Source organism: Streptomyces sp. NBC_00090, assembly GCF_045160815.1.
In the GTDB taxonomy this organism is placed as follows: Bacteria; Actinomycetota; Actinomycetes; order Streptomycetales; family Streptomycetaceae; genus Streptomyces.
Genome location: NZ_CP108224.1, coordinates 2,849,404 through 2,873,869 on the forward strand (window position 1 = coordinate 2,849,404; position 24,466 = coordinate 2,873,869).

22 protein-coding genes are annotated in these 24,466 nt (G+C 73.5%); 10 read left to right on the forward strand and 12 right to left on the reverse strand.

The window, feature by feature from the left end; genetic code table 11:
• Positions 1–160: 160 nt before the first annotated feature.
• Both OG361_RS12585 and OG361_RS12590 read left to right on the forward strand, forming a co-directional pair.
• Positions 161–1,150 carry an alpha/beta hydrolase gene (locus tag OG361_RS12585; protein ID WP_405853405.1) on the forward strand — a complete coding sequence of 330 codons (990 nt, stop codon included), beginning with the start codon at positions 161–163 and terminating at the stop codon, positions 1,148–1,150.
• A complete protein-coding gene (locus OG361_RS12590) occupies positions 1,147–2,364 on the forward strand; it encodes an acyltransferase (RefSeq protein WP_405853406.1) in 1,218 nt (405 codons plus the stop codon). Before OG361_RS12585 ends, OG361_RS12590 begins: the two co-directional genes overlap by 4 nt.
• A 126-nt stretch (positions 2,365–2,490) precedes the next feature.
• On the opposite strand, the gene OG361_RS12595 is transcribed toward OG361_RS12590, so the two are convergent.
• The 3 genes from OG361_RS12595 to OG361_RS12605 are packed head-to-tail and all read right to left on the reverse strand — an operon-like array spanning position 2,491 to position 4,467.
• Entirely contained in the window at positions 2,491–2,952 is a 462-nt protein-coding gene (locus OG361_RS12595; RefSeq protein WP_405853407.1) for an SUKH-3 domain-containing protein, read from the reverse strand.
• A 22-nt stretch (positions 2,953–2,974) separates the two neighbouring features.
• Positions 2,975–4,000 carry an aldo/keto reductase gene (locus OG361_RS12600; RefSeq protein ID WP_405853408.1) on the reverse strand — a complete coding sequence of 342 codons (1,026 nt, stop codon included), beginning with the start codon at positions 3,998–4,000 and terminating at the stop codon, positions 2,975–2,977.
• The gene (locus tag OG361_RS12605; RefSeq protein WP_405853409.1) at positions 3,997–4,467 is read right to left on the reverse strand and encodes a MerR family transcriptional regulator; all 471 of its coding nucleotides are present in this window, start codon (positions 4,465–4,467) and stop codon (positions 3,997–3,999) included. The genes OG361_RS12600 and OG361_RS12605 overlap by 4 nt, the downstream gene beginning before the upstream one ends.
• Positions 4,468–4,518: 51 nt before the next feature.
• Between OG361_RS12605 and OG361_RS12610 the strand changes: the two genes are divergently transcribed.
• Positions 4,519–5,352: a serine hydrolase domain-containing protein gene (locus OG361_RS12610; protein WP_405853410.1), complete on the forward strand. Its 834-nt coding sequence runs from the start codon at positions 4,519–4,521 to the stop codon at positions 5,350–5,352.
• Between the two features lie 62 nt (positions 5,353–5,414).
• Here the strand turns inward: OG361_RS12610 and OG361_RS12615 are convergent, their stop codons facing one another.
• Genes OG361_RS12615 through OG361_RS12635 form a run of 5 tightly spaced genes read right to left on the reverse strand, consistent with a single transcriptional unit; the run spans position 5,415 to position 11,233 of the window.
• Entirely contained in the window at positions 5,415–6,035 is a 621-nt protein-coding gene (locus OG361_RS12615; protein WP_405853411.1) for a hypothetical protein, read from the reverse strand.
• Positions 6,032–7,624 carry an ATP-binding protein gene (locus OG361_RS12620; RefSeq protein WP_405853412.1) on the reverse strand — a complete coding sequence of 531 codons (1,593 nt, stop codon included), beginning with the start codon at positions 7,622–7,624 and terminating at the stop codon, positions 6,032–6,034. Before OG361_RS12620 ends, OG361_RS12615 begins: the two co-directional genes overlap by 4 nt.
• An 8-nt stretch (positions 7,625–7,632) precedes the next feature.
• A complete protein-coding gene (locus OG361_RS12625) occupies positions 7,633–8,316 on the reverse strand; it encodes a response regulator (RefSeq protein ID WP_405853413.1) in 684 nt (227 codons plus the stop codon).
• Between the two features lie 59 nt (positions 8,317–8,375).
• On the reverse strand, positions 8,376–10,046 hold the full coding sequence (murJ, locus tag OG361_RS12630) for a murein biosynthesis integral membrane protein MurJ (RefSeq protein ID WP_405853414.1): 1,671 nt from the start codon (positions 10,044–10,046) through the stop codon (positions 8,376–8,378).
• Complete coding sequence (locus tag OG361_RS12635) at positions 10,043–11,233, reverse strand: lipid II:glycine glycyltransferase FemX (RefSeq protein ID WP_384561580.1); 1,191 nt, start codon at positions 11,231–11,233, stop codon at positions 10,043–10,045. The genes murJ and OG361_RS12635 overlap by 4 nt, the downstream gene beginning before the upstream one ends.
• 296 nt (positions 11,234–11,529) lie before the next feature.
• On the opposite strand from OG361_RS12635, the gene OG361_RS12640 reads away from it, so the two are divergent.
• Positions 11,530–12,672 (forward strand): Ig-like domain-containing protein, encoded by a 1,143-nt coding sequence (locus OG361_RS12640; RefSeq protein ID WP_405853415.1) that lies wholly within the window; start codon positions 11,530–11,532, stop codon positions 12,670–12,672.
• A 4-nt stretch (positions 12,673–12,676) separates the two neighbouring features.
• Here OG361_RS12640 and OG361_RS12645 read toward each other — a convergent pair whose 3' ends face one another.
• The gene (locus tag OG361_RS12645; RefSeq protein ID WP_405853416.1) at positions 12,677–13,411 is read right to left on the reverse strand and encodes a pirin family protein; all 735 of its coding nucleotides are present in this window, start codon (positions 13,409–13,411) and stop codon (positions 12,677–12,679) included.
• Between the two features lie 105 nt (positions 13,412–13,516).
• On the opposite strand from OG361_RS12645, the gene fasR reads away from it, so the two are divergent.
• From fasR to fabF, 5 genes are all read left to right on the forward strand, one after another.
• A complete protein-coding gene (gene fasR, locus OG361_RS12650) occupies positions 13,517–14,698 on the forward strand; it encodes a fatty acid biosynthesis transcriptional regulator FasR (RefSeq protein WP_384561572.1) in 1,182 nt (393 codons plus the stop codon).
• Positions 14,699–14,787: 89 nt separating this feature from the next.
• Positions 14,788–15,705 (forward strand): ACP S-malonyltransferase, encoded by a 918-nt coding sequence (locus tag OG361_RS12655; protein ID WP_405853417.1) that lies wholly within the window; start codon positions 14,788–14,790, stop codon positions 15,703–15,705.
• An 18-nt stretch (positions 15,706–15,723) separates the two neighbouring features.
• Positions 15,724–16,755 (forward strand): ketoacyl-ACP synthase III, encoded by a 1,032-nt coding sequence (locus tag OG361_RS12660; RefSeq protein ID WP_405853418.1) that lies wholly within the window; start codon positions 15,724–15,726, stop codon positions 16,753–16,755.
• Between the two features lie 60 nt (positions 16,756–16,815).
• Complete coding sequence (locus OG361_RS12665) at positions 16,816–17,064, forward strand: acyl carrier protein (protein ID WP_405853419.1); 249 nt, start codon at positions 16,816–16,818, stop codon at positions 17,062–17,064.
• 79 nt (positions 17,065–17,143) lie between these two features.
• A complete protein-coding gene (fabF, locus tag OG361_RS12670; protein WP_405853420.1) occupies positions 17,144–18,406 on the forward strand; it encodes a beta-ketoacyl-ACP synthase II in 1,263 nt (420 codons plus the stop codon).
• A 113-nt stretch (positions 18,407–18,519) separates the two neighbouring features.
• On the opposite strand, the gene OG361_RS12675 is transcribed toward fabF, so the two are convergent.
• Both OG361_RS12675 and OG361_RS12680 read right to left on the reverse strand, forming a co-directional pair.
• Positions 18,520–20,097 carry a PQQ-binding-like beta-propeller repeat protein gene (locus OG361_RS12675; RefSeq protein ID WP_405853421.1) on the reverse strand — a complete coding sequence of 526 codons (1,578 nt, stop codon included), beginning with the start codon at positions 20,095–20,097 and terminating at the stop codon, positions 18,520–18,522.
• Between the two features lie 66 nt (positions 20,098–20,163).
• Positions 20,164–20,658, reverse strand: a complete 495-nt coding sequence (locus OG361_RS12680; RefSeq protein WP_384561553.1) for a DUF3145 domain-containing protein — start codon at positions 20,656–20,658, stop codon at positions 20,164–20,166.
• A 259-nt stretch (positions 20,659–20,917) separates the two neighbouring features.
• Here OG361_RS12680 and OG361_RS12685 point away from each other — a divergent pair, with 259 nt between their 5' ends.
• Positions 20,918–21,856: an SGNH/GDSL hydrolase family protein gene (locus OG361_RS12685; protein ID WP_405853422.1), complete on the forward strand. Its 939-nt coding sequence runs from the start codon at positions 20,918–20,920 to the stop codon at positions 21,854–21,856.
• Between the two features lie 117 nt (positions 21,857–21,973).
• Here the strand turns inward: OG361_RS12685 and OG361_RS12690 are convergent, their stop codons facing one another.
• On the reverse strand, positions 21,974–24,442 hold the full coding sequence (locus OG361_RS12690) for a glycoside hydrolase family 3 protein (RefSeq protein WP_405853423.1): 2,469 nt from the start codon (positions 24,440–24,442) through the stop codon (positions 21,974–21,976).
• Positions 24,443–24,466: the final 24 nt, after the last annotated feature.

Genomic DNA, 24,466 nt, shown 5'->3' on the forward strand with positions numbered 1-24,466 from the left:
GGGGAAAACCCCACCCCCGCCGGGGGGTTGCCTGCTCCTCCACCCCCTACCCGGGTATCAAGCCGCAGTTGGCCCCCCGGTGTGACGTGCCGTCACCCGTCGTCTTCCTACCTTCCTCTCGCCGACGAACGAGCGAGAAACGGAAGAGGGAGGGCGACCGATGCGCCGCTTCGCGAGGACCCTGACCACCGTGGCCCTGGTGGCCGCCGTGATCACCGGGACGGCCGGCTGGGCGTCCGGGGACGCCCAGGAGGCCGTGACCGGCGCGCCGGCCGGGACGGAGGCGTGGCGGGCGGCGGGGCTGCCGGACCCCGAGCGGACGAGCCCGGCCGAGATCGCGCGCTTCTTCGCGGGGCTCGGTCCCGTACGGCAGCGCGAGCTGGCCCGCACCCACCCCACGGTCGTCGGGAACCTCGACGGCGTCCCCCCGGCCCTGCGGTACGAGGCCAACGGCCGTGCCGCGCAGGGCCGGTTCGCCGGGGCGGAGGTCCTGGCCCTCGATCCGCGCGGCCGGGGCCAGGTCGCCCTCGTGTACGGGGATCTGGCGCGGGCCGAGCGGGTGGCCGTGATCGTGCCCGGCTCCGACACCGACACCGGCCACGTCCAGAAGCTCGCGGACATGGCGCAGTCCCTGCGCCGGGCGACCGGCGGCCGTACCGCGGTCGTCGCCTGGGCCGGGTACACGACCCCCGTCGGCGTGGGCCTGGACGCGGCCACCGGCCGGCTCGCCGAGGCCGGCGCGGACCGGCTGACCCGGTTCGTGGACGGTCTCGCGGCCGTCAGGCCCGCCGGGGCGGCCGAGCCGTCCGTGTTCTGCCACAGCTACGGCTCCGTCGTCTGCGGTCTCGCCGCCCACGGCCTGAAGGCGAAGGACCTCGTGGTCTTCGGCTCCCCCGGGATGCGCGCCGGGAACGTCGCCGAGCTCGGCACCACCGCCCGCGTCTGGGCGGCGAAGGACCCCACCGACTGGATCGACCGGATCCCGAACGTCGAGCTCGCGGGGCTCGGGCACGGCGCCGACCCCACCGACCCGGCCTTCGGGGCCCGCCGGATCCCGGCCGAGGACGCCGCCGGCCACGGCGGCTACTTCGCGGCCGGCACCAGCTCCCTGCGCACGTTCGCCGCGATCGCCGAGGGGGACGTCCGATGAGCTCGCTCGCCACGATGGCCCGCAAGACGGCCTCGAAGATCGAATCCGGGACTCCCGCCCACCGCGACCGGGCCATCGACGGGCTCCGCGCCCTCGCCCTGCTCGCCGTGCCGACCGGGCACTGGCTGCTCGGCGGCTTCACCCTCTCCTCCGACGGGGCGATCCACAACGCGAGCCCGCTGGGCACCTTCGCCGGTCTCGCCCCGGTCAGCTGGGTCCTCCAGATGCTGGGGATCTTCTTCCTCGTCGGCGGCTACGCCTCCGTCCTCTCCTACCGGCGCCGCAAGGGCTCGACCCGTGAGTGGCTGGGGGGCCGGCTGGCCCGGCTCGGCCGCCCCGTGCTCGGCGTCACGGCCGTGTGGGCGGCGCTGCTCCCGCTGCTCCACTTCGGCCTCGGAGTCCCCGTGGACAGCCTGCGGACGGCGTCCACGCTGGTCGTCCAGCCGCTCTGGTTCGTCGGGGTCTACACGGTGGTCACCGCGCTCACCCCGTACTGCGTCCGGGTCGCCCGCCGCCTCGGGGTCTGGGCCGCGGCGCCGCTGCTCGGCTCCGTCGCCGTCGTCGACTTCCTGCGGTACGGGCCGTACGCCGACGCCGTGCCGTCCTGGCTGAGCCTGCTCAACATCCTGCCCGGCTGGCTCTTCGCCTACCAGCTCGGCGTCTCGTGGGGCGAGGGCCGGGTCACCCGGCGCCACGCCCGGTGGCTGCTGGCCGGCGGGGCCGCGCTCTTCGCCGCCCTCCTGCTCTTCTTCGACTACCCGGCGTCCATGGTCGGTGTCCCCGGCGAGGCCCGCACCAACTCCCACCCGCCGTCGCTGCTCGTCCTCGCCCTGGCCGCCGCGCAGAGCGGCGCGGCGATCCTGCTGCGGGACCGGCTCGGCGGGCTCCTGAAGCGGCCCGCGCTGTGGGCGCCGGTCGTGGTGGTCAACCTGTCGGCGATGACGATCCTGTGCTGGCACCAGACGGCGATGCTCGCGGCGGCGATCCCCGGCTCGTACCTGGGGGAGGTCCCCGGTCTGGTCGGCGCGCCGGACTCGGTCGGCTGGATCCTGGCCCGGCTGGCGTGGATGCCGGTCTTCGCCGGACTGCTCGTCCTCGTCGGACGGTTCGCGCGGGGCTTCGAGTCCCCGTGGACGAGGACCGGCCCGGCCCGCCGCGTCCTGGCGGGGCTGCTCGCGGCGGGCTTCGGCGCCTTCGCCCTGGGGCTCGCGTGACACGCGCCGAGGCTCACGTGCCGGCCGCGGAGGCTCACGCGCCGCCGCCGCCCGGCCCACGTGCCGCCGCCCGCCCTGGTCACGTGCCGCCGCCGCCCTGCTCGCGCGAGCCGGGCGGCGGCGGCATCACACGAAGAGCGTCCTGGCCTCCTCCTGCCCGCCGCGCAGCAGGCCGCCGATCGCCTCGTACGGGTTCTGCCCCACGTAGTACGGGCCGGTGTGGTGCAGGAGGAAGAAACGGCCGGTCTCGTCGACGAGGACCATTCCTCCGTCGAACTCCTCGTAGCCGACCGGGAACAGGCGCCGGCCCAGGTTCGCGGCGAGTTCGGCGACGTCCTCGGCGCTCTCCTCGTAGATCCAGTGCGGGGTGAGGCCGATGGCGTCGGGCGGAGTGCCCGGAATGACCAGGCGCAGCCCGCCGAACTCGCGGACGAAGTCCCGGGCCGCGCGGAACGGCTCGACGGGATGCCCCTCCTCGGCGAAGCGTTCCGTCACGAACCTCAGGAGTCCGGGCAGCCGCTCGCCGATGTCACGGCCCGGGGACCAGCCCGCCTCGGTGAGCGCCGCCTCGACCTCGGCCCCGGTCACTCGTTTCCGACCTCGCCGCCGGTCACTCGTTTCCGACCTCGCGGGCCAGGGACGTGGAGCTCATGTCCGGGTAGCGGTCGCCCGCCACCAGGCCCGCGATCGGCTCCAGTTCGGCCAGTTCCGCCGCGGTGAGGGCGATCCGGGTGGCGGCGGCGTTCTCCTCCAGGCGGGAGCGCTTGCGGGTGCCGGGGATCGGGACGACCGTCAGTCCGTGCACGGCGGACCGCTGCTGCACCCAGGCGAGGGCGATCTGCGCCGGGGTCGCGCCGTGCGCGGCGGCGATCTTCCGGACCGGGTCGAGCAGGGCGGCGTTCCGCTGCGCGTTCTCGCCGGTGAACCGGGGCTGGTGCCTGCGGAAGTCACCGCCCGACAGCTCCTTGCCGGCGTCCGCGAAGGCCCCGGTCAGGAAGCCCCGGCCGAGCGGTGAGTACGGCACGAGGGTCACGCCGAGCTCGGCGGCGGCGCCGACGGCGCTGCGCTCCACGTCCCGGGAGAAGAGCGACCACTCCGACTGGAGGGCGGCGATCGGGTGCACCGCGTGCGCCTCGCGCAGCTCGGGCCCGGTCACCTCGCTCAGCCCCAGGAAGCGGACCTTGCCCTCCTGGACGAGCTCGGCCATGGCGCCGACGGACTCGGCGAACGGGATCTCCGGGTCGCGGCGGTGCATGTAGTAGAGGTCGATGGTCTCGACGCCGAGGCGGCGCAGGCTGTTCTCGGCGGCCCGCCTGATGTAGGCGGGGTCGTTGCGGACCGCGCGGTACGACGGGTCGTCGGCGCGCCGCTCGATGGCGAACTTGGTGGCGAGGGTGACGGACTCGCGGTGGGCGGCGAGGAAGGGCGCGAGGAACTCCTCGTTGGCGCCGCTGCCGTAGATGTCGGCCGTGTCGATCAGGGTGACGCCGGCCTCCAGGGCCGCGTCGAGGGTGTCCCGGGCGGCGGCCTCGTCGGTGTCGCCGTAGAACTCGCTGATGCCCATGGCGCCGAAACCCTGGACGCCGATCTCCGGTCCGTCCTGGCCGCCGAGCCGTACGGTGTCGATCCTGGTCATGTGGGTGTACCTCCGCAGACGGTCCCGTAATGGCTGATCTTGATGTCGAGCACGGCGAGCGTGTCCTGGAGCTCGGTGATCCGGGCGAGGACGTCGCGCCGGGTGGTCTCCAGGAGCTCCCGGCGTGCGTCACGGGTGTGATCGCCCTCGCGGACGAGTTCGGCGTACCGGACCATGTCGGCGACCGGCATCCCGGTCAGGCGCAGCTTGCCGACGAAGGCCAGCCAGCCGAGGTCGCGTTCGCCGAAGCGGCGCTGGCCCGTGTGCGAGCGGTCGACGTGCGGCATGAGGCCGATCCGCTCGTACCAGCGCAGGGTGTGCGCCGAAAGGCCGGTCAGGGCGGCGACCTCGCTGATGGTGTAGTGCGCCCGGGTGCCGCTCGTCGCCGTACCAGTGGTCGTACCCGTACCCGTGGTCGTACTCGTACTCGTCGCCGTACTCGTCGCCGTGCTCGCGATCACGCTCATGCCCCCACGCTAAAACGTTGGAGTGCACTCGAAGCAAGTAGGCTCGGCCCCATGCAGAGCAGCAGCTTGCCGAGCCTGGCGTCCATCGAGAACTGGCCCGTCCCCACCGCGGCCGCCGCCGTCGTCCGCGCGGACGGCACCCTGGCCGGGACCCACGGCCCCACCGGGCAGCGCTTCCCGCTCGCCTCGGTCACCAAGCCGCTCGCGGCGTACGCCGTCCTCGTCGCGTACGAGGAGGGGGCGATCGACCTCGACGAGCCGGCCGGGCCCGAGGGCGCGACCGTCCGCCATCTGCTGGCCCACACGTCGGGGCTGGCCTTCGACGAGAACCGGGTCATGGCGGCGCCCGGCACCCGCCGGATCTACTCCAACACCGGCTTCGAGGCGCTCGGCGACCATCTCGCCAAGGCGACCGACATCCCCTTCGCCGAGTATCTGCACCAGGCGGTCCTCGAGCCGCTCGGCATGGTCTCGACGACGCTGGAGGGCTCGCCCGCCAAGGACGGCGTGTCGACCGTGGACGACCTGGTGCGGTTCGCCGCCGAGCTGCAGGCGCCCCGGCTGCTCGACGCCCGGACCGTGCTGGAGGCGATGACCGTCACGTACCCCGGTCTGACCGGCATCCTGCCCGGCTACGGGCACCAGCGGCCGAACGACTGGGGGCTCGGCTTCGAGATCCGCGACTCCAAGTCCCCGCACTGGACCGGCGCGACGTCCTCGCCGCGTACCTTCGGCCACTTCGGGCAGTCCGGGACCTTCCTGTGGATCGACCCGGACGCGCGGGCCGCGTGCGTGGCCCTCACCGACCGGCCCTTCGGGCCGTGGGCGGTCGAGACCTGGCCGCCGTTCACGGACGCGGTCCTCGCGGAGCTGCGCGCCTCCTGACCCGGGCCCTGATCAGACGGACACCCCCGGGGTCTGTCCGGCCCTGATCCGCCGGACAGGTCCTAGTCGTCGCAGACGGTCGGGGGCAGGGCGCCGTCGGGGCCGGTGAGGGCGATCTGCGCCCGGCCGGCCCGGTCCTCCGCGTAGGCGGTCGTGCACACCAGCTGATGGACGGCCGCCTGCGGCAGGTCGGTGACGGCGAACGGGGCCCTCACCCGCAGCAGTCGACGCCCGTCCGTGCCGCCGGCCTTCTCCTCCTGGACGTGCGGGGACTCGGTGCCGCGCGGCAGGGCGGTGGTCAGGCCCGCCGCGGCCTCGGCCTCGTTCGGTCCGGCGAGGAGCGCGGCGAGCACTTTGACGGTGACGACCCGCGACTGGTGGAGGTCCTTCTCGTCGATCTCGTAGCCGGGGCCGAACCCGTCGTAGGGGACCCGGCCGGATTCCGGGTCGCCGGACTCGGAGGTGGGATCCGGACTCGAGTACCCGACCTCGCGGGCCACCGGCATGGGGCGGCCGTCCGGGCCGACGAAGTACAGCAGCATCCGGGTCTCGGGGATCGGCCCGACCACGACGGTCGCGGCGCCGCCCGCCTCGACGACGTCGGTCCCCCGGACGCCGCACCCGGCCAGCGGCAGGAGGGCGGCCAGGGCGGCGGCCGCCGCCCACCGCCCGCGGCGGGTCACAGCGGCATCCTCACGGTGAAGGCGGCGCCGCCGTCGGGACGGTTGGCGGCCGTCACGGTGCCGCCGTGCAGCCGGACGTTCTCCAGGGTGATCGCGAGGCCGAGGCCGCTGCCCGCGGAGCGGGTCCTGGCCTGGTCCGCCTTGTAGAAGCGGTCGAAGACGTGCGGCAGGACGTCCGGGTGGATGCCCGGGCCCCGGTCGGCGACCTCCGTCACGAGCTGGTCCCCCTCCGCGTACAGCCGCACCGTCACCGGCGCGGCTCCGTGCCGCAGCGCGTTGCCGACGAGGTTGGCGACGACGACGTCGAAGCGGCGCGGGTCGAGGCGGGCCCTGACACCCTCGGCGAGGTACGGGACGACCTGCGCCGGATCGGTCCAGTGGCGGTGCTGGAGGGTCTTGCGGACGCAGTCGGCGGCGTCGACCTCGTCCGTGTGGAGCTCGGCGGCGCGCGCGTCGAAGCGGGAGATCTCCATCAGGTCCTCCACGAGCACGGCGAGCTTCCCGGTCTCGGCGCTGATCAGACGGACGGCGCGGGCGGTGTCGCTGTCGAGGCTCCCGGCGTCCTCGTCGAGGACCTCGGTGACGGCGAGCATGCCGGCGAGCGGGGTGCGCAGTTCGTGCGAGACGTCGGAGGCGAAGCGGCGGGCGCGGGCCTCGGCGTCGCGGAGTTCGGCGACGGAGCGTTCGAGCTCGGCGGCGGATTCGTTGAAGGTGCGGGCGAGGTCGGCGAGTTCGTCGCTGCCCTTGGCCTGGATGCGGGTGTCGAGCCTGCCGCGGCCCATGTTGTGGGCGGCGTGCCGCAGCTCCCGCACGGGGCGGAGCACGCCGCGCGACGCGATGAGCGCGGGGATCAGGGCGACGGCGAGGGCGGGGAGGGCGCCGTCGCGGGCGGCCGCGACCATGGCCTCGATGTTGGCCTCCTCCTCGTCGAGCTCCATGACCGCGTAGAGGACGAGGCCGGTGTGCTGGGTCGCGTCCTCGGCCGAGTAGGCGTGGAAGACGGCGGGGACGGCCATGGTCAGGTACGGGGTGCCGTTCTTGACGACGCGCTGGAAGCTGCCGTGCGGGGTGGCCTCGGCTCCCTTGGCCCGGGCCCGCAGTTCGGGGGTGATGACGGAGGAGGTGGGGCGGTCGGTGGAGGAGACGCGGACGCTGCCGTACTCGGCGTAGACGCGCCAGGCGCGGGGTTTGCCCTGGCGGGCGATCTGGAGGAGGCGGTCCCGCAGGTCTTCGGCGGCGACGGGCAGGGCGATGTTGAGGCCCTCCACCTGCTCGCGGAAGGCGGAGACGGCGGTGTCCTGGGTCTGTTCGAGGATGGCGTTGCGGGCGGCCCGGTAGGTGAGGGCCGCGGTGGTGCCGCAGCCGACGGCGGCGACGAGGAGGAAGGCGAGGACGAGGCGGGTGCGGAGCCCGAAGGGACGGGGGCGGCGGGCCCTGGCCGCCTTGCGGCGCCGGCGGGGGGACGGTTCGGTCTCGCGTCCGGTGGTCGCCGCTCGCCCGGTGGTCGCCTCGTACCCGGCGGTCGCCTCGTACCCGGTGGTCGCCGCTCGCCCGATGGTCGCCTCGCGTCCGGCTTCCGGATCGGGCACACAGGTCCTCACAGCGGCCCGAAGCGGTAGCCGAAGCCGCGCAGGGTCTGGATGTAGCGGGGCTCGCCCGGGGTGTCCTCGATCTTGTTGCGGAGGCGCCGGACGCAGGCGTCGACCAGCCGGGCGTCGCCGTGGTAGCTGTGCTCCCAGACGTGTTCGAGGAGCTGCTGCCGGCTGAAGACCTGCTCGGGGGCGGCCGTGAGGTGGAGCAGCAGCTTCAGCTCCGAGGGGGCGAGGGCGATCCGCTCCCCCGCCTTGGCGACGGTGAGTCCCGCCCGGTCGACGGCGAGCTCCCCGTGGAACTCGACGGCCGGCCGGCCCGCGCCCGGCTCCTCCATCCGCCGCAGCACGGCCCGTATCCGCGCCTCGATGACCTCGGTACGGGCGGGCTTGACGATGTAGTCGTCGGCGCCGGCCTCCAGGCCTATGACGACGTCGAAGTCGTCGCCGCGGGCGGTGAGCATGATGATCGGCAGCTGGCTGCTCTCCCGGACCCGGTGGCAGACCTGGACGCCGTTCATGCCGGGGAGCATCAGGTCGAGCAGGAGCAGGTCCGGCCGGAACTCCCCGAGCGCGGCGAGCCCGGCCTCCCCGGTGGCCGCGGTCCGCACCTCGTGCCCGCGGCGGCGGAGCCCGAGCTCGACGCCCTCGCGGACGGAGGGGTCGTCTTCTATGAGCAGCACGCGGGGCATCTGTGGAGTATCCCAGGGTCGGAAGGGGCCTCCCAGGTGAGGGGGAGGGACGGGTGGGGTCAGCCCCGGCGCGCGAGGCCGCGGAGGCGGGTGGCGCCGGCCGCGAGGAGGCTCTGCACCTCGACGAGGCGGAGGGGGCCGGCGAGCAGGGCGAAGACGGCGAGGACGGTCAGGCCTCCGGCGAGCCCGGAGGCGACGGCGCCCGCGGAGACGGTCAGGTCGGCGACGAACAGCCCGTACCCGGTGGCGGGGACGGCGGCGACGAGGAGGCGCCCGAGCGCGGCGCCCGAGCCGCCCGAACCCGCGCCGCCCGAGCCCGCGTCGCTCGAACCCGCACCGCCCGTGGCGCCCCGCAGGCGGCGGCCGAGGACGTACGCCGTGAGGGCCCAGCCCGCCCAGAGGGCGAGCGAGTAGGCCGCGGCCATGCCCGCGACGGCCCAGTGGGTCGGGAGGTAGTGGTGCGCGGCGAGGGAGAGCGCCGCGTTGAGGCCGGCGATCACCAGGTTGAGCAGGAACGGGGTACGGGTGTCGCGCAGGGCGTAGAAGGCGCGGGTGCACACGTACTGGCCGGAGAGGGCGACGAGGCCGGGCGCGAAGGCCATCAGGATCCAGGACATCGCGCGGATGTCGTCGCCGTCGGTCGCCCCGTACCGGAAGACCACCGTCATCAGCGGGACGGCGAGGGCGAGGAGGGCGCAGGCCGCCGGGACGACCGCCGCCGCGCTGGTCCGCAGGGCGTACGAGACGTCCCGGCGGACGCCCGCGAGGTCGCCGTCGGCCGCGGCGCCGCTCATCCGGGGCAGCAGCGCGGTGACGAGGGAGACGGTGATGATGCCGTGCGGGACGGTCCACAGCAGATAGGCGTTGTTGTACGCGGCGAGGCCCGAGCCGCCGTCGGTGGTGGAGCCCGCGGAGGTGGCGAGCCAGGTGGTCACCCAGTACGCGCCCTGGTTGGTGAGGACGAGCAGCACCAGCCAGCCCGCCGAACGCAGCGGCGCGGCCAGGCCGCTGCCGCGCCAGTCGAGGCGGGGGCGCCAGCGGAAGCCGGCGGCGCGCAGCGAGGGCAGGAGGGCGAGGGCCTGGAGCGCGATGCCGGCGGTGGTCCCCCAGCCGAGGAGCGCGGTCTCGCCGGAGGTGAGCTCCCCGCCGTCGCCGACGACGAGGAAGAGGGCGAAGACGGAGACGACGACCACGTTGTTGAGGACCGGGGTCCACATCATGGCGCCGAACCGGCCCCGGGCGTTGAGGACCTGGCCGAGGAGGGTGAAGAGCCCGAGGAAGAGGATCTGCGGCAGGCAGGCCCGGGCGAAGGCGACCGTCATCTCCCGCTGCGCGCCGGTGTAGTCGGTGTACGTGTCGACGATCAGCGGCGCGGCGAGCACGGCGACGGCGGTGAGGGCGGTGAGGGCGAGCGCGCAGAGGGTGAGGAGCCGGTCGGTGTAGGCGACGCCGCCGTCCTCGTGCTCCTTGGCGGCCTTGACCAGTTCGGGGACGAAGACGGCGTTGAGGGCGCCGCCGAGGAGCAGCATGTAGACGATGGTGGGAACGGAGTTGCCGACCGCGTACCCGTCGGCGACGAAGCCCGCGCCGAGCGCGGCGGCGACGACGGAGGCGCGGACGAAGCCGGTGGCGCGGGAGACGAGCGAGCCGGCGGCCATGAGCGCGCCGCTGCGGAGCGCGGAGGGGGCGGCCTTCCTCGGTACGGCGCGTTCGGCGAGGCCGGCCGTCATCGGCGGGCCAGATACGCGTGGAACGCGCGGTACAGCGCCTGGTTGGTCGTGCCCTGCATCGGAATCTCCCACTCCCCCAACGTCTCGACGACCTGTCCGCCCGTACCGAGCTTCCAGCGCAGGAGCCCGTGGGCGCGGTCGCCCGGATCGAGGGTGGAGGGTACCCCGCGGAGGTCGTACACGGCCGCGCCGAGGGCGTGGGCGTCGAGCATCATGCGCCACTGGAGGGCGTTGGAGGGGCGGACCTCACGGCGGTGGTCGGCGGAGGCGCCGGTCTGGTACCAGACGCGGGCGCCGACGGTGAGCATGGTGTGGGCGGCGAGTATCTCGCCCTCGTGGCGGGCGAGGTAGAGCCGCATGCGGCCGGGCTGTTCGGCGTTGAGGACGGCGTACTGGCGCTCGTAGTAGGCGAGGGAGCGGCCGAGCCGGAAGCCGTCGCGCTCCTCGGTGATGCGGAGCAGCCGGTAGAACTCGGGCAGGTCGGCGGCGGAGCCGATGGTGATCTCGACGCCGGACTTGCCGGCCTTGCGGACGTTGCGCCGCCACTCCTGGTTGAGGCCGGACCACAGGTCGTCGGTGGAGCGGCCGGCGAGCGGGACCTGGAAGACGTGCCGGGGCTGGGCGTCGGCGCCGTCCTCGGAGTCGCCGCCGCACTTGCGCCAGCCGCGGGCCCGGAGGCGTTCGGCGACGGCGGTGCCGAGCGGGTCGACCTCGTCGGCGAGGACGTCGGCGAGGCGGCGGCCGGGTCCGGTGGCGGCCTTGGCGGTGGCGGCGTTCCAGCGGCGGTACGCGGGCCCGGGCCCGATGCGTACGGCGAAGGCGCCGGAGGCGCGCAGATGGCCGAGGAGCGGGCCGAGCCAGCCGTCCAGGTCGGGGTCGGACCAGTCGGCGAAGGGCCCTTCGGGTAGGTAGGCGAAGTACTTGCGGGTGCCCGGGAAGGGGCGGAGCAGGACGAGGGCGACGCCGGTGAGCTCGCCGTATTCGGGCCCCCAGCCGATGAGTTGGTGGTTCCAGCCGTCCTTGACCTGGGCCCAGGAGGGGAGTTGGAGGAAGCTGGCGCCGTCGGCGCCGGTGGACCGGGACGCGAGGAAGGCGCGGTACGCCTCGGGGGTCACGGGGCCGAGCCGGACCGGACCCACGGGGGCGCGGCGATCGGTGGGTGCGGCCGTCACGAGCAGCGCAGACACAACGGGAGCCTCCTGTTTCCGCCCCTCGGTCGTGGGGCGCACAGCAGGCTCACAGCCGAATTCGACCGGTGCGCGCGGCGAATGTGACCGGACGGTGACCGTTCCGCCGCAGCCCTTGTCACACGGGCTTCCGGGCGCCCGCGGGACGGCCGGGCGGCTTACAGTCCGGAACATCCCACCTTCTTCCCTCACCGCGGAGGTCTTCCGTGCTGCCGATACGCACGTCGTCGCCGATACCCACGTCGCCGATACGCCCGAGCCCGTCGTCACCGACGCGCCCGTCCCGTGCCGTTCTCGTGGCCGTCGCGCTGGGCGTCTCGCTCACCGCCTGTTCCGCCCAGGCGGCGAGCGGCCCCGGCCCGTCGAAGACACAGGACCCGGCATCGGCGGCGTCCCCGGCGAAGGTGACGGTGGTGGATCCGGCGGCCGGCCGGCCGGTGTCGGTGACCGCGTCGGGCGGCACGCTCGCGGCGGTGAGGGTCGTCGACGCGGAGGGCGGGGTCCTCACCGGCCGTACGGGCACGGGCGGGACGAGCTGGACGTCGGACCGCAAGGCGGCGCCGGGCACCTCGTACACGGTGGAGGTGACCTCCCGTACCGCCGACGGCCGGGAGTCCGCCACCCGGTCCTCCTTCACCACGCCGGAGGCGGCGAAGGTCAACAAGCTGACCCTGGCGCCCGGCAAGAACACGACGGTGGGCATCGGGCATCCCCTGTCGATCGTCTTCGACCTGCCGGTGACGCGGAAGGCGGACGTGGAGCGGCAGTTGAAGGTCACCACCTCGAACGCCACCGAGGGCTCCTGGGGCTGGGTCAAGGACTACTCGGGCCGGGACAGGGCGGACTGGCGGCCCCGCGAGTACTGGAAGCCCGGCACGAAGGTCACCCTCGAAGCCGACCTCAACGGCACCGACTCGGGCGGCGGTTGGTTCGTCCGGGACTACCGCACCGGCTTCACCGTCGGCTCCGCGCAGGTCGTCAAGGTCGACCTGGACCGGCAGAAGCTGACGCTGGAGCGGGACGGGCGCGCGGTGCGCACGATCCCGGTCTCCGGCGGCACCCCGGGCGGCGACAAGCGGTCCTGGCGGGGCACGGCCGTCCTGATGGCGAAGGAGGGCACCATCAACATGAACTCGGAGACGGTGGGCCTCGGCGGCGCCTACGACAAGATGGTCGACTACTCGATGCGGCTGACCTGGTCGGGCATGTACGCGCACGCGGCCCCGTGGAACGCGCCCTACTTCGGCAAGGCCAACAAGAGCTCCGGCTGCATCGGCATGAGCGACGAGAACGCCGCCTCCTTCTACGCCTCGGTGAACGTCGGCGACCCCTTCGAGATCACCGGCCGCGACACCAAGGGCACGGTCGCGGAGGGCAACGGCTACGGCGCGTGGAACCTGAGCTGGGACCGGTGGAAGGCGAAGAGCGCACTCGGCTGAAGGGTCAGCCCAGGCCCCTGCGCCAGTCCCGCATCCCCCAGATCAGGACCTCCGCGTCGGTCGTGGCGACGAGCGTGTGTCCCCGGGCGTCGGTGATCCGGGCGGCGTCGCCGGGGCCGAGCTCGTCGCCGGTCCCGATCTCGTCGCCCTCGCCGTCGCCGTCGCCGTCGCCCTCGCCGTCGCCGTGGCCGTCGAGACGGACCGTGCCGCGTACGACATGGACGTACGCGAAGTCGGCGGCCGGTACGGCGGTGCGCTCGCCCGCCACCGGGCGGCGGACGTGCAGCCGCGCGTCCGCCCCCGCCAGGTCGTACGACCAGGAGCCGTCGCCCCCGCGCACCACCTCGTACGAGGGCTCCCCGCCCGGCGCCGACGGCGCGAGCCACATCTGCACGAAGACCAGCGGCACGTCGGCGTCGTTGCGCTCGACGTGCCGGACGCCGCCGGCGGAGCTGAGCCGCTGGAGGTCGCCGGGGCGGACGACCGTGGTGTGGCCGGCCGTGTCGTGGTGGGTGAGCTCGCCCTCGACGACCCAGGTGACGATCTCGGTGTGGCTGTGCGGGTGCTCGTCGAAGCCCGCGCCGGGCGCGAGCCGCTCCTCGTTGCAGGCGAGGATCGCGCCGAAGCGGAGGTTGTCGGGGTCGTAGTACGGCCCGAAGGAGAGGGCGTGCCGGGTCTCGATCCCGGCCGCCGGGTCGCCCCCGGGGTACCGCTGGTCTGCCCGCTGGATGCGTGTCACGGGGCCCACGGTAGTGCGGTCCGGGGGGCGGCCCGCCGATCGGGCCGCGGGGCGAATCCGCCCCGACCCCGCACGTCGGCGCCCCGATAAGGCAGTCTTGTCCCCGTGCCAGAACCCACGAACGCAGCTCATCCGCACGCCGCGACCCTGAAGCGCCTCGAACAGTCCTCCGGGAGGCTCGCCGCCGGCGCCATCGCCCGCATGGACGAGACGCTGCCGTGGTACCGGGCGATGCCGCCGGAGAACCGTTCGTGGATCGGTCTGGTCGCCCAGGCCGGTATCGCCGCGTTCACCGAGTGGTTCCGGCACCCCGAGACGCCGCAGGCGATCTCGACGGACGTCTTCGGCACCGCGCCCCGCGAGCTGACCCGGGCGATCACCCTGCGCCAGACCGTGGAGATGGTCCGCACCACGATCGAGGTCATGGAGTCGGCGATCGAGGAGGTCGCCGCCCCCGGTGACGAGTCCGTGCTCCGCGAGGCGCTGCTCGTGTACGCCCGGGAGATCGCCTTCGCCACGGCCCAGGTGTACGCGCAGGCCGCAGAGGCCCGGGGCGCCTGGGACGCGCGGCTGGAGTCGCTCGTGGTGAACGCGGTGCTCTCCGGCGAGGCCGACGAGGGCGCCGTCTCCCGGGCCGCCGCCCTCGGCTGGAACTCGCCGGACCACGTCTGCGTGGTCCTCGGCACCGCCCCCGACGGGGACAGCGAGCTGACCGTGGAGGCGATCCGCCGGGCCGCCCGGCACGCCAAGCTCCAGGTCCTGACCGGGGTCCTCGGCAACCGTCTCGTCGTCATCGCCGGCGGCAACGACAACCCCCTCGCGGTGGCGAAGTCGCTGATCGGACCGTACGCGGCGGGCCCGGTCGTGGCCGGTCCCGTCGTCCCCGACCTGCTGGCCGCGACCCGCTCCGCGCAGGCCGCGGCGGCCGGCCTCAAGGCCTGCACCGCCTGGCAGGACGCGCCCCGCCCGGTCCTCGCGGACGATCTCCTGCCGGAGCGGGCCATCGCCTCGGACCCATCGGCCCGTGATCAGTTGGTGGAGGAGATCTACAGACCGCTGGAGGAAGCGGGCTCCGCGCTGCTCGAAACGCTCAGTGTCTACCTGGAGCAGGCCAGTAGCCTCGAAGGCGCGGCGCGGATGCTCTTCGTACACCCGAACACCGTGCGCTACCGGCTCCGACGTGTGACCGACGTCACCGGTTGGTCACCCTCCGATGTCCGCTCCGCGTTCACGCTGCGGATCGCGCTGATTCTGGGGCGCTTGGCCGACGGAGATCCGCAGTCCTAGACTTTTGTCGAAGACCAACAATTCCCCCGACGGTTCTTCGTCCTTGTCCCCACGGGCGCCGGGAGCCGTCCCCAAGAGAGAGTGTGAGGGTGCTCGTACTCGTCGCTCCCGGCCAAGGCGCCCAGACGCCCGGCTTCCTGACCCCCTGGCTCGAACTCCCCGGCGCCGCCGACCGCATCGCGGCCTGGTCGGACGCCATCGGGCTCGACCTCGCCCATTACGGCACGAAGGCGGACGCGGACGAGATCCGCGACACCGCCGTGGCACAGCCGCTGCTCGTCGCCGCCGGTCTGCTCTCCGCCGCGGCCCTCGGTGACGTCCTGCCCGGCGCCGTCGCCGGTCACAGCGTCGGCGAGTTCACCGCCGCCGCGTTCGCCGGCGTGCTCGACGACACCGCCGCGCTGCGTCTCGTACGCACCCGTGGTCTCGCGATGGCCGAGGCCGCCGGGATCACCGCGACGGGCATGTCCGCGCTCCTCGGCGGCGACCCCGAGGTGACCGTCCCGCACCTGGAGAAGCTCGGTCTGACCCCGGCCAACATGAACGGCGCGGGCCAGATCGTGGCCGCCGGCACGCTGGAGCAGCTGGCCGCCCTGGCGGAGGACAAGCCGGAGGGCGTCCGCCGGGTCGTCGCGCTCAAGGTCGCCGGTGCCTTCCACACGCACCACATGGCTCCCGCGGTCGCGAAGCTGGAGGAGGCGGCCGCCGAGCTGTCCCCGGCGGACCCGACCGTGACGTACGTCTCCAACAAGGACGGGCGGACCGTCGCCACCGGCGCCGAGGTCCTCGCGCGCCTGGTCGGCCAGGTCGCGAACCCGGTCCGCTGGGACCTGTGCATGGAGACCTTCCAGGAACTCGGCGCCACCGCGCTCGTCGAGGTGTGCCCCGGCGGCACCCTCACCGGTATCGCGAAGCGCGCCATGCCGGGCGTCGCCACGGTCGCCCTCAAGACTCCCGACGACCTCGACGCGGCCCGTACGCTCATCGCCGAGCACGCGGCCGTCTGAGAAGGAGTGTCGAGAAGCATGTCGAAGATCAAGCCCAGCAAGGGCGCCCCGTACGCACGAATCCTGGGTGTCGGCGGCTACCGCCCCACCCGGGTCGTGCCGAACGAGGTGATCCTCGAGAAGATCGACTCGTCCGACGAGTGGATCCGCTCGCGCTCCGGCATCTCCACCCGCCACTGGGCCTCCCCGGAGGAGACCGTCACCGCCATGTCGGTGGAGGCCTCCGGCAAGGCCATCGCCGACGCCGGGATCACCCCGGAGCAGATCGGCGCGGTGATCGTCTCCACGGTCTCGCACTTCAAGCAGACCCCGGCCGTCGCCACCGAGATCGCCGACAAGGTCGGCGCCGGGAACCCGGCCGCGTTCGACATCTCCGCCGGCTGCGCGGGCTTCGGCTACGGCCTGACCCTCGCCAAGGGCATGATCGTCGAGGGTTCGGCGGAGTACGTGCTCGTCATCGGCGTCGAGCGGCTCAGCGACCTGACCGACCTGGAGGACCGCGCGACGGCCTTCCTGTTCGGCGACGGCGCCGGTGCCGTGATCGTCGGCCCCTCGGACGAGCCGCACATCGGCCCCACCGTCTGGGGTTCCGAGGGCGACAAGTCCGAGACGATCAAGCAGACCGTGCCGTGGAACGAGTTCCACGGCGGCGACGTCTCGGCGCTGCCCCTCAACGAGGCCGGCGAGATCAAGTTCCCCGCCATCACGCAGGAGGGTCAGGCGGTCTTCCGCTGGGCCGTCTTCGAGATGGCGAAGGTCGCCCAGCAGGCCCTGGACGCCGCCGGCATCACGGCGGACGACCTGGACGTCTTCATCCCGCACCAGGCGAACATGCGGATCATCGACTCGATGGTGAAGACTCTGAAGCTGCCGGAGCACGTGACGGTCGCCCGTGACGTGGAGACGACCGGCAACACCTCGGCCGCCTCGATTCCGCTCGCCATGGAGCGGCTGCTGGCGACCGGGAAGGCGAAGAGCGGCGACACCGCGCTCGTCATCGGCTTCGGGGCGGGTCTCGTCTACGCCGCGACGGTCGTTACCCTCCCCTAGGCACCCGGATCCTTCCGGAAGCCCCCCTTTACCGAAGTAATCGCAAGAAGGAGCGCCACTATGGCTCACACCCAGGACCAGGTCGTCGAGGGTCTCGCCGACATCGTCAACGAGATCGCCGGCATCCCGACCGAGGACGTCCAGCTGGACAAGTCCTTCACCGACGACCTGGACGTCGACTCCCTGTCCATGGTCGAGGTCGTCGTCGCCGCCGAAGAGCGCTTCGACGTCAAGATCCCGGACGAGGACGTCAAGAACCTCAAGACCGTGGGCGACGCCGTCTCCTACATCCTGAAGCACCAGGCCTGATTCGGCCCTCGCTGACTCGGTCCGCCACCCGGCGGTGGCGCCGTATTCCGACCATCACACACATGGAGAACGAATTCCTGTGAGCTCGACCAATCGCACCGTGGTCGTCACCGGTATCGGCGCAACCACACCGCTGGGTGGCGACTCCGCGTCGACCTGGGAAGGTCTTCTCGCGGGGCGCTCCGGCGTCAAGCCCCTGGAGGGCGAGCGCTTCGCCGAACTGCCCGTCCAGATCGCCGCGACGGCCGCCGTCGACCCCGGCGACGTCCTGCCCCGCCCGCTCGCCCGCAAGCTGGACCGCTCGGCGCAGTTCGCGCTGATCGCGGCCCGCGAGGCCTGGGCCGACGCGGGCTACACCGCCCCCGCCGGCGAGGACGAGAAGATCGTGCCCGAGCGGCTCGGCTCCGTCATCGCCTCCGGCATCGGCGGTGTCACCACGCTGCTCGACCAGTACGACGTGCTGAAGGAGAAGGGCGTCCGCCGCGTCTCCCCGCACACCGTGCCCATGCTCATGCCGAACAGCCCCTCCGCCAACGTGGGTCTGGAGGTGAACGCCCGGGCGGGCGTCCACACCCCGGTCTCCGCCTGCGCGTCGGGTGCCGAGGCGATCGGCTACGCCGTCGAGATGATCCGTACCGGCCGGGCCGACGTGGTCGTGGCCGGCGGTACCGAGGCCGCGATCCACCCGCTGCCGATCGCCGCCTTCGCCAACATGATGGCGATGTCCAAGAACAACGACGAGCCGACGAAGGCCTCGCGTCCGTACGACACCGGCCGTGACGGCTTCGTGCTCGGCGAGGGCGCGGGCGTCGTGATCCTGGAGTCCGAGGAGCACGCGAAGGCGCGCGGCGCGCGCATCTACTGCGAGGTCCTCGGCCAGGGCCTGTCGGCCGACAGCCACCACATCGCGCAGCCCGAGCCGACCGGCCGGGGCATCGCCGCCGCGATGCAGAACCTGCTCGACGCGACGGACCTCAAGCCGTCCGAGGTCGTCCACCTCAACGCGCACGCCACGTCGACGCCGCAGGGTGACGTCGCCGAGATCAAGGCGCTGCGGAAGGTCCTGGGCGACGACCTCGACCACGTCGCGATCTCCGCGACCAAGTCGATGACCGGCCACCTCCTGGGCGGCGCGGGCGGCATCGAGACCGTCGCGACGGTCCTGGCGCTCCACCACCGCCTGGCCCCGCCGACGATCAACATCGACGACCTGGACCCCGAGGTCGACGCGGACATCGTCCGCGGCGAGCCCCGCGCGCTCCCCCAGGGCACGATCGCCGCGATCAACAACAGCTTCGGCTTCGGCGGTCACAACGTGGTCCTGGCGTTCCGCACGGTCTGACGTCACGCGTGACACGCGAAAGGCCCGCCCCCGAATCGGGGGCGGGCCTTTCGCGTGGGGACGCCCGGGGAAGCGGTCAGCCGCTTTCGCGTGGGAACCGCGCGGGGAAGCGGTCAGCGCAGGGCGTAGGCCGCCGGTTCCGTGCCCATGAAGATGTGGTTGACGACGACGTGGCCGCCGGTGACGGGGAGCAGTTCGGGGCGGATGGAGATTTCGCCCCCCTTGGCCTGTCCGCCCTCCAGCTTCGTCGCGACCTTGCCCGTGGCCGGGTCGAGGAGGACGATCTCGCCCGCCCCGTGGCCCTGCAGGACGGCGATGCGGCCGTCCGGCTCCACCGCCACGTCCGAGGTCTGGCTCTCGGAGCGGTACTCCCATGCCTTGCGGCCGTCCTTCAGGGAGTAGGCGACGACCTGGTCGGGCACGAGTTCGCGCTCGGCGAGCGTGACGAGGAGCCCGTTCCCGACGAGCGGCCTGGTGGCACGGCCGTCACCGGCACCCCCGGCGGCGGAGAGCACGCCCTCGGGCCCGGCGAGCGGCACGGTCACGGTCGGCGCGCCCTTGTCGTCGAAGCCGAGGAAGGCCTGGGTGCCGCGGGCGTCCGCCTCGTCGACGGCGATGACGACCGGGGAGACGGAGACCACGGACGCCGCCGCCTTCGACTCGACGGGCAGGTCACGGGCCCACCGCTGGGCGCCGGTACGGGTGTCCAGGGCGAGGAGCCGGGCGGGCTTGCCGCACTGTTCGACGAGGAGGGTGCGGTCGGCGGTGGCGTCCAGGGCCCGGATCTCGCAGCCCTTGCCGAGCGGCCGCTCCCAGCGCTGCTCGCCGGTCTCGGTGGAGCGGGCGCGTACGGTGCGGTCCTCCGCGGTCACGGCGGTGCCGCCGCCCACGGCGAGGGCTCCTTCGGTCAGGCCCTTGCCGCCGAGGCTCCGCTTCCACAGGACCTTGCCGTCGGCCGTACGGACGGCGAGGAGGGTCGCGCAGGGCTTCTCGTGCCGGCCGTGGGCGACGAGGCCCACGCCCTGTTCGACGTCGGGGGACATGGCGCAGAGGCCCTCGCGGGTCGGCGCGGGCACGCTCCAGCGGACGGCGCCGTCGGCGGAGTCGTAGGCGAAGAGCCCGTCGAGGCGCCCCTGCGCGAGGGTGGCGCCGAGCGGCCAGGCGCCGACCCCGTTGTCGTACTTCTTGCCGACGGCGGGGACGGACCAGACCACGTCGGCCTCGTCCGGGGTCCGGGAGGCGGTGGGTGTCGCGGTCGCCGGGCTCTTGGCCGTGTCGTCACGGTCGTCGTCGTCCCCGGCCGCGAGCGCCCAGATGCCGCCGGCGAGGAGGGCGAGGGCCCAGACGACCGCGGCGGCGACGAGCGAGGACCGGCCCCCGGGTCCGGATGCGGCCCCGGAGGCCGGGCCCGCGGCGGTGCCGGTGGTGCTGTCGGTCTTGGCGAGGCTCGGGCCGGTCGGCGCCGCGTCCCGCGGTTCGGCCGCCGGTGCCGTCGCCTCCGTACGGCTCGGCCGCACCGCGCGGACGGTCACCCCCACCGCCGCGAGGACCAGGGCGCACACCAGCGCCGCCCAGCCCGTCGGCCAGGCGCCGCCGACGGTCCCGGCCCCGAGGAACACCGCCGCCGCGCCGAACGCGGCCCCGGACAGGGTGGCGGCGCCCGTGGAGGGGCCGCTTCGTTCAGGTATCACTGCACTCCCACCCGGCGTGCCCCCTGCACGCCCGGGCGGAATCTACAACGCGCTGGTGAAGCCCCGTCAGACGACCTGGTGGAGCCAGCGGACCGGGGCGCCCTCGCCCGCGTACCGGAAGGGTTCCAGTTCGTCGTCCCAGGGCTTCCCGAGGAGTTTGGCGACCTCGGCCTCCAGCTGCGTCTCGCCCTGGAGGGAGCGCGCCAGAGCGGCCCGGAGCCGGTCCTCGGGGATCAGGATGTCCCCGTGCATGCCGGTGACGGCGTGGAAGATGCCCAGGTCGGGGGTGGCGCTGTAGCGCTCGCCCTCGGCGGTGGGGCAGGGTTCCGCGGTCACCTCGAAGCGGAGCATCTGCCAGCCGCGCAGCGCGGAGGCGAGTCTGGAGGCGGTGCCGGTCTGGCCCTTCCAGGAGAACTCGGCTCTCCAGGTGCCGGGGGACGCCGGCTGGCGGATCCAGTCGAGCTGGACCCTCACACCGAGGACACCCGCGACCGCCCATTCGACGTGCGGGCACAGCGCGCGCGGTGCGGAGTGTACGTACAGGACTCCACGTGTCGTCACCGGGACCTCCAGTGTGGGACGAGGTTCGCCTTTCCCAGCGGCCTCAGTAAACATCATCAGGAGCAGAACATGGCAAACCCTCAAAAAGGGGACAGCATGTGACGTGATGTAATTTACCGGAGCCGGTCGGCAAAGGTGCCTCTGGTTCGACGGGGGAAAAGCTACCGTGCCGCACCGTCATCGGTGTGACGTACGGTCGGTCCGGGGGCCGGTGGACACGAACCTTTCACCCGCCAGGACGCCGAAGGAGGGGCCGGGGATGCGCGGCCGAAGCCGATTCCTTACCGCTTTCCGTACGACCACCGCCGCCGCGACGGCGGCGCTGCTGTGCGTGGGAGCGCTCTCCGGCTGCACCGCCGGGGCGCCCGGGACGGCGGCTCCGAGCGGGAAGGCGGCGAGACCGGCACAGAAGCCCACCCCCACACCGACACCTCCCCCGAAGCCCAGCCCGACCTCGCTGTGGGACGTCTCCCCCGGCTCCGTCGCGGCGGTCGGCGATTCCGTCACCCGCGCCTTCGACGCCTGCGCGATCCTGGCGGACTGCCCCGAGGTGTCCTGGGCGACCGGGACGGACAGGGCCGTCAACAGCCTGGCGCTGCGGCTGCTCGGGCCGGAGAAGGTGGCCGCCCGGAGCTGGAACCTGGCGCGGACGGGTGCGCGGATGGCGGAGCTTCCGGAGCAGATGGCAGGGGCGGCCGCCGAGAAGCCCGAGCTGGTGACGGTGATGATGGGCGCCAACGACGCCTGCCGGGCCACTCCGGAGCTCATGACCCCGGTCGCCGACTTCCGCTTCTCGTTCGAGACGGCGCTCGCCCGGCTGCGGGCGGACGCGCCGAAGACGCAGGTGTACGTGTCGAGCCTGCCGGACCTGAAGCGGCTGTGGTCGACGGGGCGGCTCAGCCCGGCGGGCCTGGAGGTGTGGAAGCTGGGGATCTGCGGCTCGATGCTGGCGGACGCGGAGGACCTGGGTCCGGCGGCGGAGCGGCGGCGGGACCGGGTGCGGGAGCGGGTGGTGGCGTACAACGAGGTCCTGGAGGAGGTCTGCGCCGAGGACGAGCTGTGCCGGTACGACGGCGGGGCGGTCTTCGGTTTCCGTTTCGACGGCGGGCAGTTGAGCCCCTGGGACTGGTTCCACCCGAGCCGGGACGGGCAGGCGCGGCTCGCGGAGCTCGCGTACCGGCGGATCACGGAGGGGTGAGGGCCCCGGGGCGGTTGTCAGGTTCCGCCCCGGGGCCCGGTCATGGGGATCGGGAGGCCGGATCTCCGGGTTGGCGATCAGACCTCCGGGGTGGTGATCAGACCTCCAGGCCGGCGATCAGACCTCCAGGGTGGCGGTCAGGCGGGCGTCGGTGAGGGAGTGCGCGGCCACGACCTCGTAGGCGCCGGGTACAAAGGCCCAGCCGTTCGTCTCCTCGTCCCAGATCTCGAAGGCGCGGCGGGGCAGCGCGATCTCGGTCTCGACGGTCTCGCCGGGCGCGGCCTCGACGTTCGCGAAGCCGGCCAGCCAGCGCGCCGGGCGCTCGACGGCCGTGCTCTGCGCGCCCGTCGGCACGGTCGTCGTGGGCGCCAGGTAGATCTGGACGACCTCGCGGCCGGTGCGGTCGCCGGTGTTGGTGAGCCGGACGGTGACCGCGTCGGGTCCTGCGGTCACGGAGTCGTACGACCAGGTCGTGTAGCCGAGGCCGTGGCCGAAGGGGTACGCGGGGACGGCGCCGGCCTTGTCCCAGGCGCGGTAGCCGATGAAGACGCCCTCGGTGTAGACGAGTTCGCCCTCGGTGGGGGTGACCTCGGTGACGGGGACGTCGGCGAGGGCCACGGGCCAGGTGGTGGGGAGGCGGCCGCCGGGCTCCTCGGCGCCGGTGAGGACGTCGGCGAGGGCGTCGCCGCCCTCCTGGCCGGGGAACCAGCTGAGCAGGATCGCGGCCACGTCCTCGCGCCAGGGCATCTCGACCGGGGAGCCGGCGTTGACCACGACGACGGTGTTCGGGTTGACGGCGGCGACGGCCCGGACGAGCTCGTCCTGGCGGCCGGGGAGGGCGAGGTCCTTGCGGTCGAAGCCCTCGGACTCGACGCGCTCGGTGGTGGCGACGACCACGACGGCGGTGTCGGCGGCGCGGGCGGCCTCGACGGCTTCGGCGATCAGTTCGTCGGGGTCACGGCGCGGACCGAGGTGGACGAAGGAGAACATGACGGCCGGCAGCGGGCCCGAGAACTCCTTGTTCAGGGTCTGGCGCAGGGAGACCTCGACGGTCTCGCCGGCGGTGAGGGCGACCTTGGCCCGCTCGACCGGGGAGCCGAAGAAGGCCTCGAAGGGGTCGCTCTCGGAGCCCATCGCCTGAACGCCGTCGAAGACGGTGACGCCGCCGACGGAGAGGGTGAAGGCGCCGAGGCCGCGGGTGCCGAAGGCGTGCTCGCCGGACTCGCGCGGGGTGAAGGTGCCGACGACCTCGACGGAGGCGAGCTCCGCGTAGTCGACGCCCTCGGGGAGGTCGCCGATCCACTGGACCTGGCCGTTGGGCAGGGTGCCCTCGCCGAGGAGCCGGTCCTCGGCGTCGCGGCAGCGGGCGCGGAGGACGAACCCCTGATCGGCGGGGGCGAGTTCCTCGCTGGGGTCGGCGCCGATGGTGAAGGTCAGGGCGCCTTCGGGCAGGGCGGCGGTGAGGCCGGCGAGCGGGGAGACGATGTGCTCGGGGAAGACCTGGGCGGAGCCGCCGCCGAGGACGCGGGCGTCGCGGGCGGCGGCGCCGGTGAGGGCGACGGTGCCGCTCTTGAGGGGAAGGGCCGCGTTCTCGTTGCGGACGAGGACGAAGCCGCGGCGGGCGATTTCGCGGGCGAGGGCGTCGCCGTCGATCGCGGCCGGGGGCTCGGTGACGACCGCCGGGGCGCCTTCGAGGGCGCCGACGCGGGCGGCGAGCCGCAGGACGTTGCGTACGGCCGTGTCGACGGTGGACTCCTCGACCTCACCGGCGCGGACGGCGGCGGCCAGGGCGTCGCCGTAGACGGTGAAGGGGCCAGGCATGGCGACGTCGAGGCCGCCCTCGATGTCGCCGGTGGTGGAGCGGGCGGCCATCCAGTCGGAGACGTTGTAGCCGTCGAAGCCCCACTCGCCGCGCAGGACCTCGTTGACGAGGTAGCGGTGCTCGGTCATCGTCACGCCGTTGACCTGGTTGTAGGCGGTCATGATGCCCCAGGGGTGGGCGTTCTTGACGATGGCCTCGAAGGGCGCGAGGTAGAGCTCGCGGAGCGGGCGGGCGGCGACCTTGTTGTCGACGGTGAAGCGGTCGGTCTCGGCGTCGTTGGCGACGAAGTGCTTGACCGTGGTGCCGACGCCGCCGTCCTGGACGCCCTGGACGTAGCCGGTGCCGATCTCGCCGGTGAGGTACGGGTCCTCGCTGTACGCCTCGAAGTGGCGGCCGCCGAGCGGCGAGCGGTGCAGGTTGACGGTGGGGGCGAGGAGGACGTGGACGCCCTTGCGGCGGGCCTCCTGGGCGAGGAGGCGGCCGGCGCGGCGGGCGAGCGCGGGGTCCCAGGCGGCGGCGAGCGCGGTCGGGGACGGCAGGGCGACGGACGGGTCGTCGGCGGTCCAGCGGACGCCGCGGACGCCGATGGGGCCGTCGGACATGACCAGCGAGTCCAGACCGATCTCCGGCAGCGCGGGCAGGGACCACATGTCCTGGCCGGCGAGCAGCCGGGCCTTGGTGTCCAGGTCGAGCTTGCCGAGAGCCGCCTCGACGGCCGCTTCCCTGGTGGTCTCCGCGCTGGTGCCCGTGGTCGTCTCCGCCATGGCCGTACCTCCTCATTGACGTAC

What these genes read in the sequence shown, in the direction of transcription:
- OG361_RS12585 (WP_405853405.1), top strand. Translation starts at nt 161, where the DNA reads ATGCGCCGCTTCGCGAGGACCCTGACCACCGTGGCCCTGGTGGCCGCC.
- OG361_RS12590 (WP_405853406.1), top strand. Translation starts at nt 1,147, where the DNA reads ATGAGCTCGCTCGCCACGATGGCCCGCAAGACGGCCTCGAAGATCGAA.
- OG361_RS12600 (WP_405853408.1), bottom strand. Translation starts at nt 4,000, where the DNA reads ATGACCAGGATCGACACCGTACGGCTCGGCGGCCAGGACGGACCGGAG.
- OG361_RS12605 (WP_405853409.1), bottom strand. Translation starts at nt 4,467, where the DNA reads ATGAGCGTGATCGCGAGCACGGCGACGAGTACGGCGACGAGTACGAGT.
- OG361_RS12610 (WP_405853410.1), top strand. Translation starts at nt 4,519, where the DNA reads ATGCAGAGCAGCAGCTTGCCGAGCCTGGCGTCCATCGAGAACTGGCCC.
- OG361_RS12625 (WP_405853413.1), bottom strand. Translation starts at nt 8,316, where the DNA reads ATGCCCCGCGTGCTGCTCATAGAAGACGACCCCTCCGTCCGCGAGGGC.
- murJ (WP_405853414.1), bottom strand. Translation starts at nt 10,046, where the DNA reads ATGACGGCCGGCCTCGCCGAACGCGCCGTACCGAGGAAGGCCGCCCCC.
- OG361_RS12660 (WP_405853418.1), top strand. Translation starts at nt 15,724, where the DNA reads ATGTCGAAGATCAAGCCCAGCAAGGGCGCCCCGTACGCACGAATCCTG.
- OG361_RS12665 (WP_405853419.1), top strand. Translation starts at nt 16,816, where the DNA reads ATGGCTCACACCCAGGACCAGGTCGTCGAGGGTCTCGCCGACATCGTC.
- OG361_RS12685 (WP_405853422.1), top strand. Translation starts at nt 20,918, where the DNA reads ATGCGCGGCCGAAGCCGATTCCTTACCGCTTTCCGTACGACCACCGCC.
- OG361_RS12690 (WP_405853423.1), bottom strand. Translation starts at nt 24,442, where the DNA reads ATGGCGGAGACGACCACGGGCACCAGCGCGGAGACCACCAGGGAAGCG.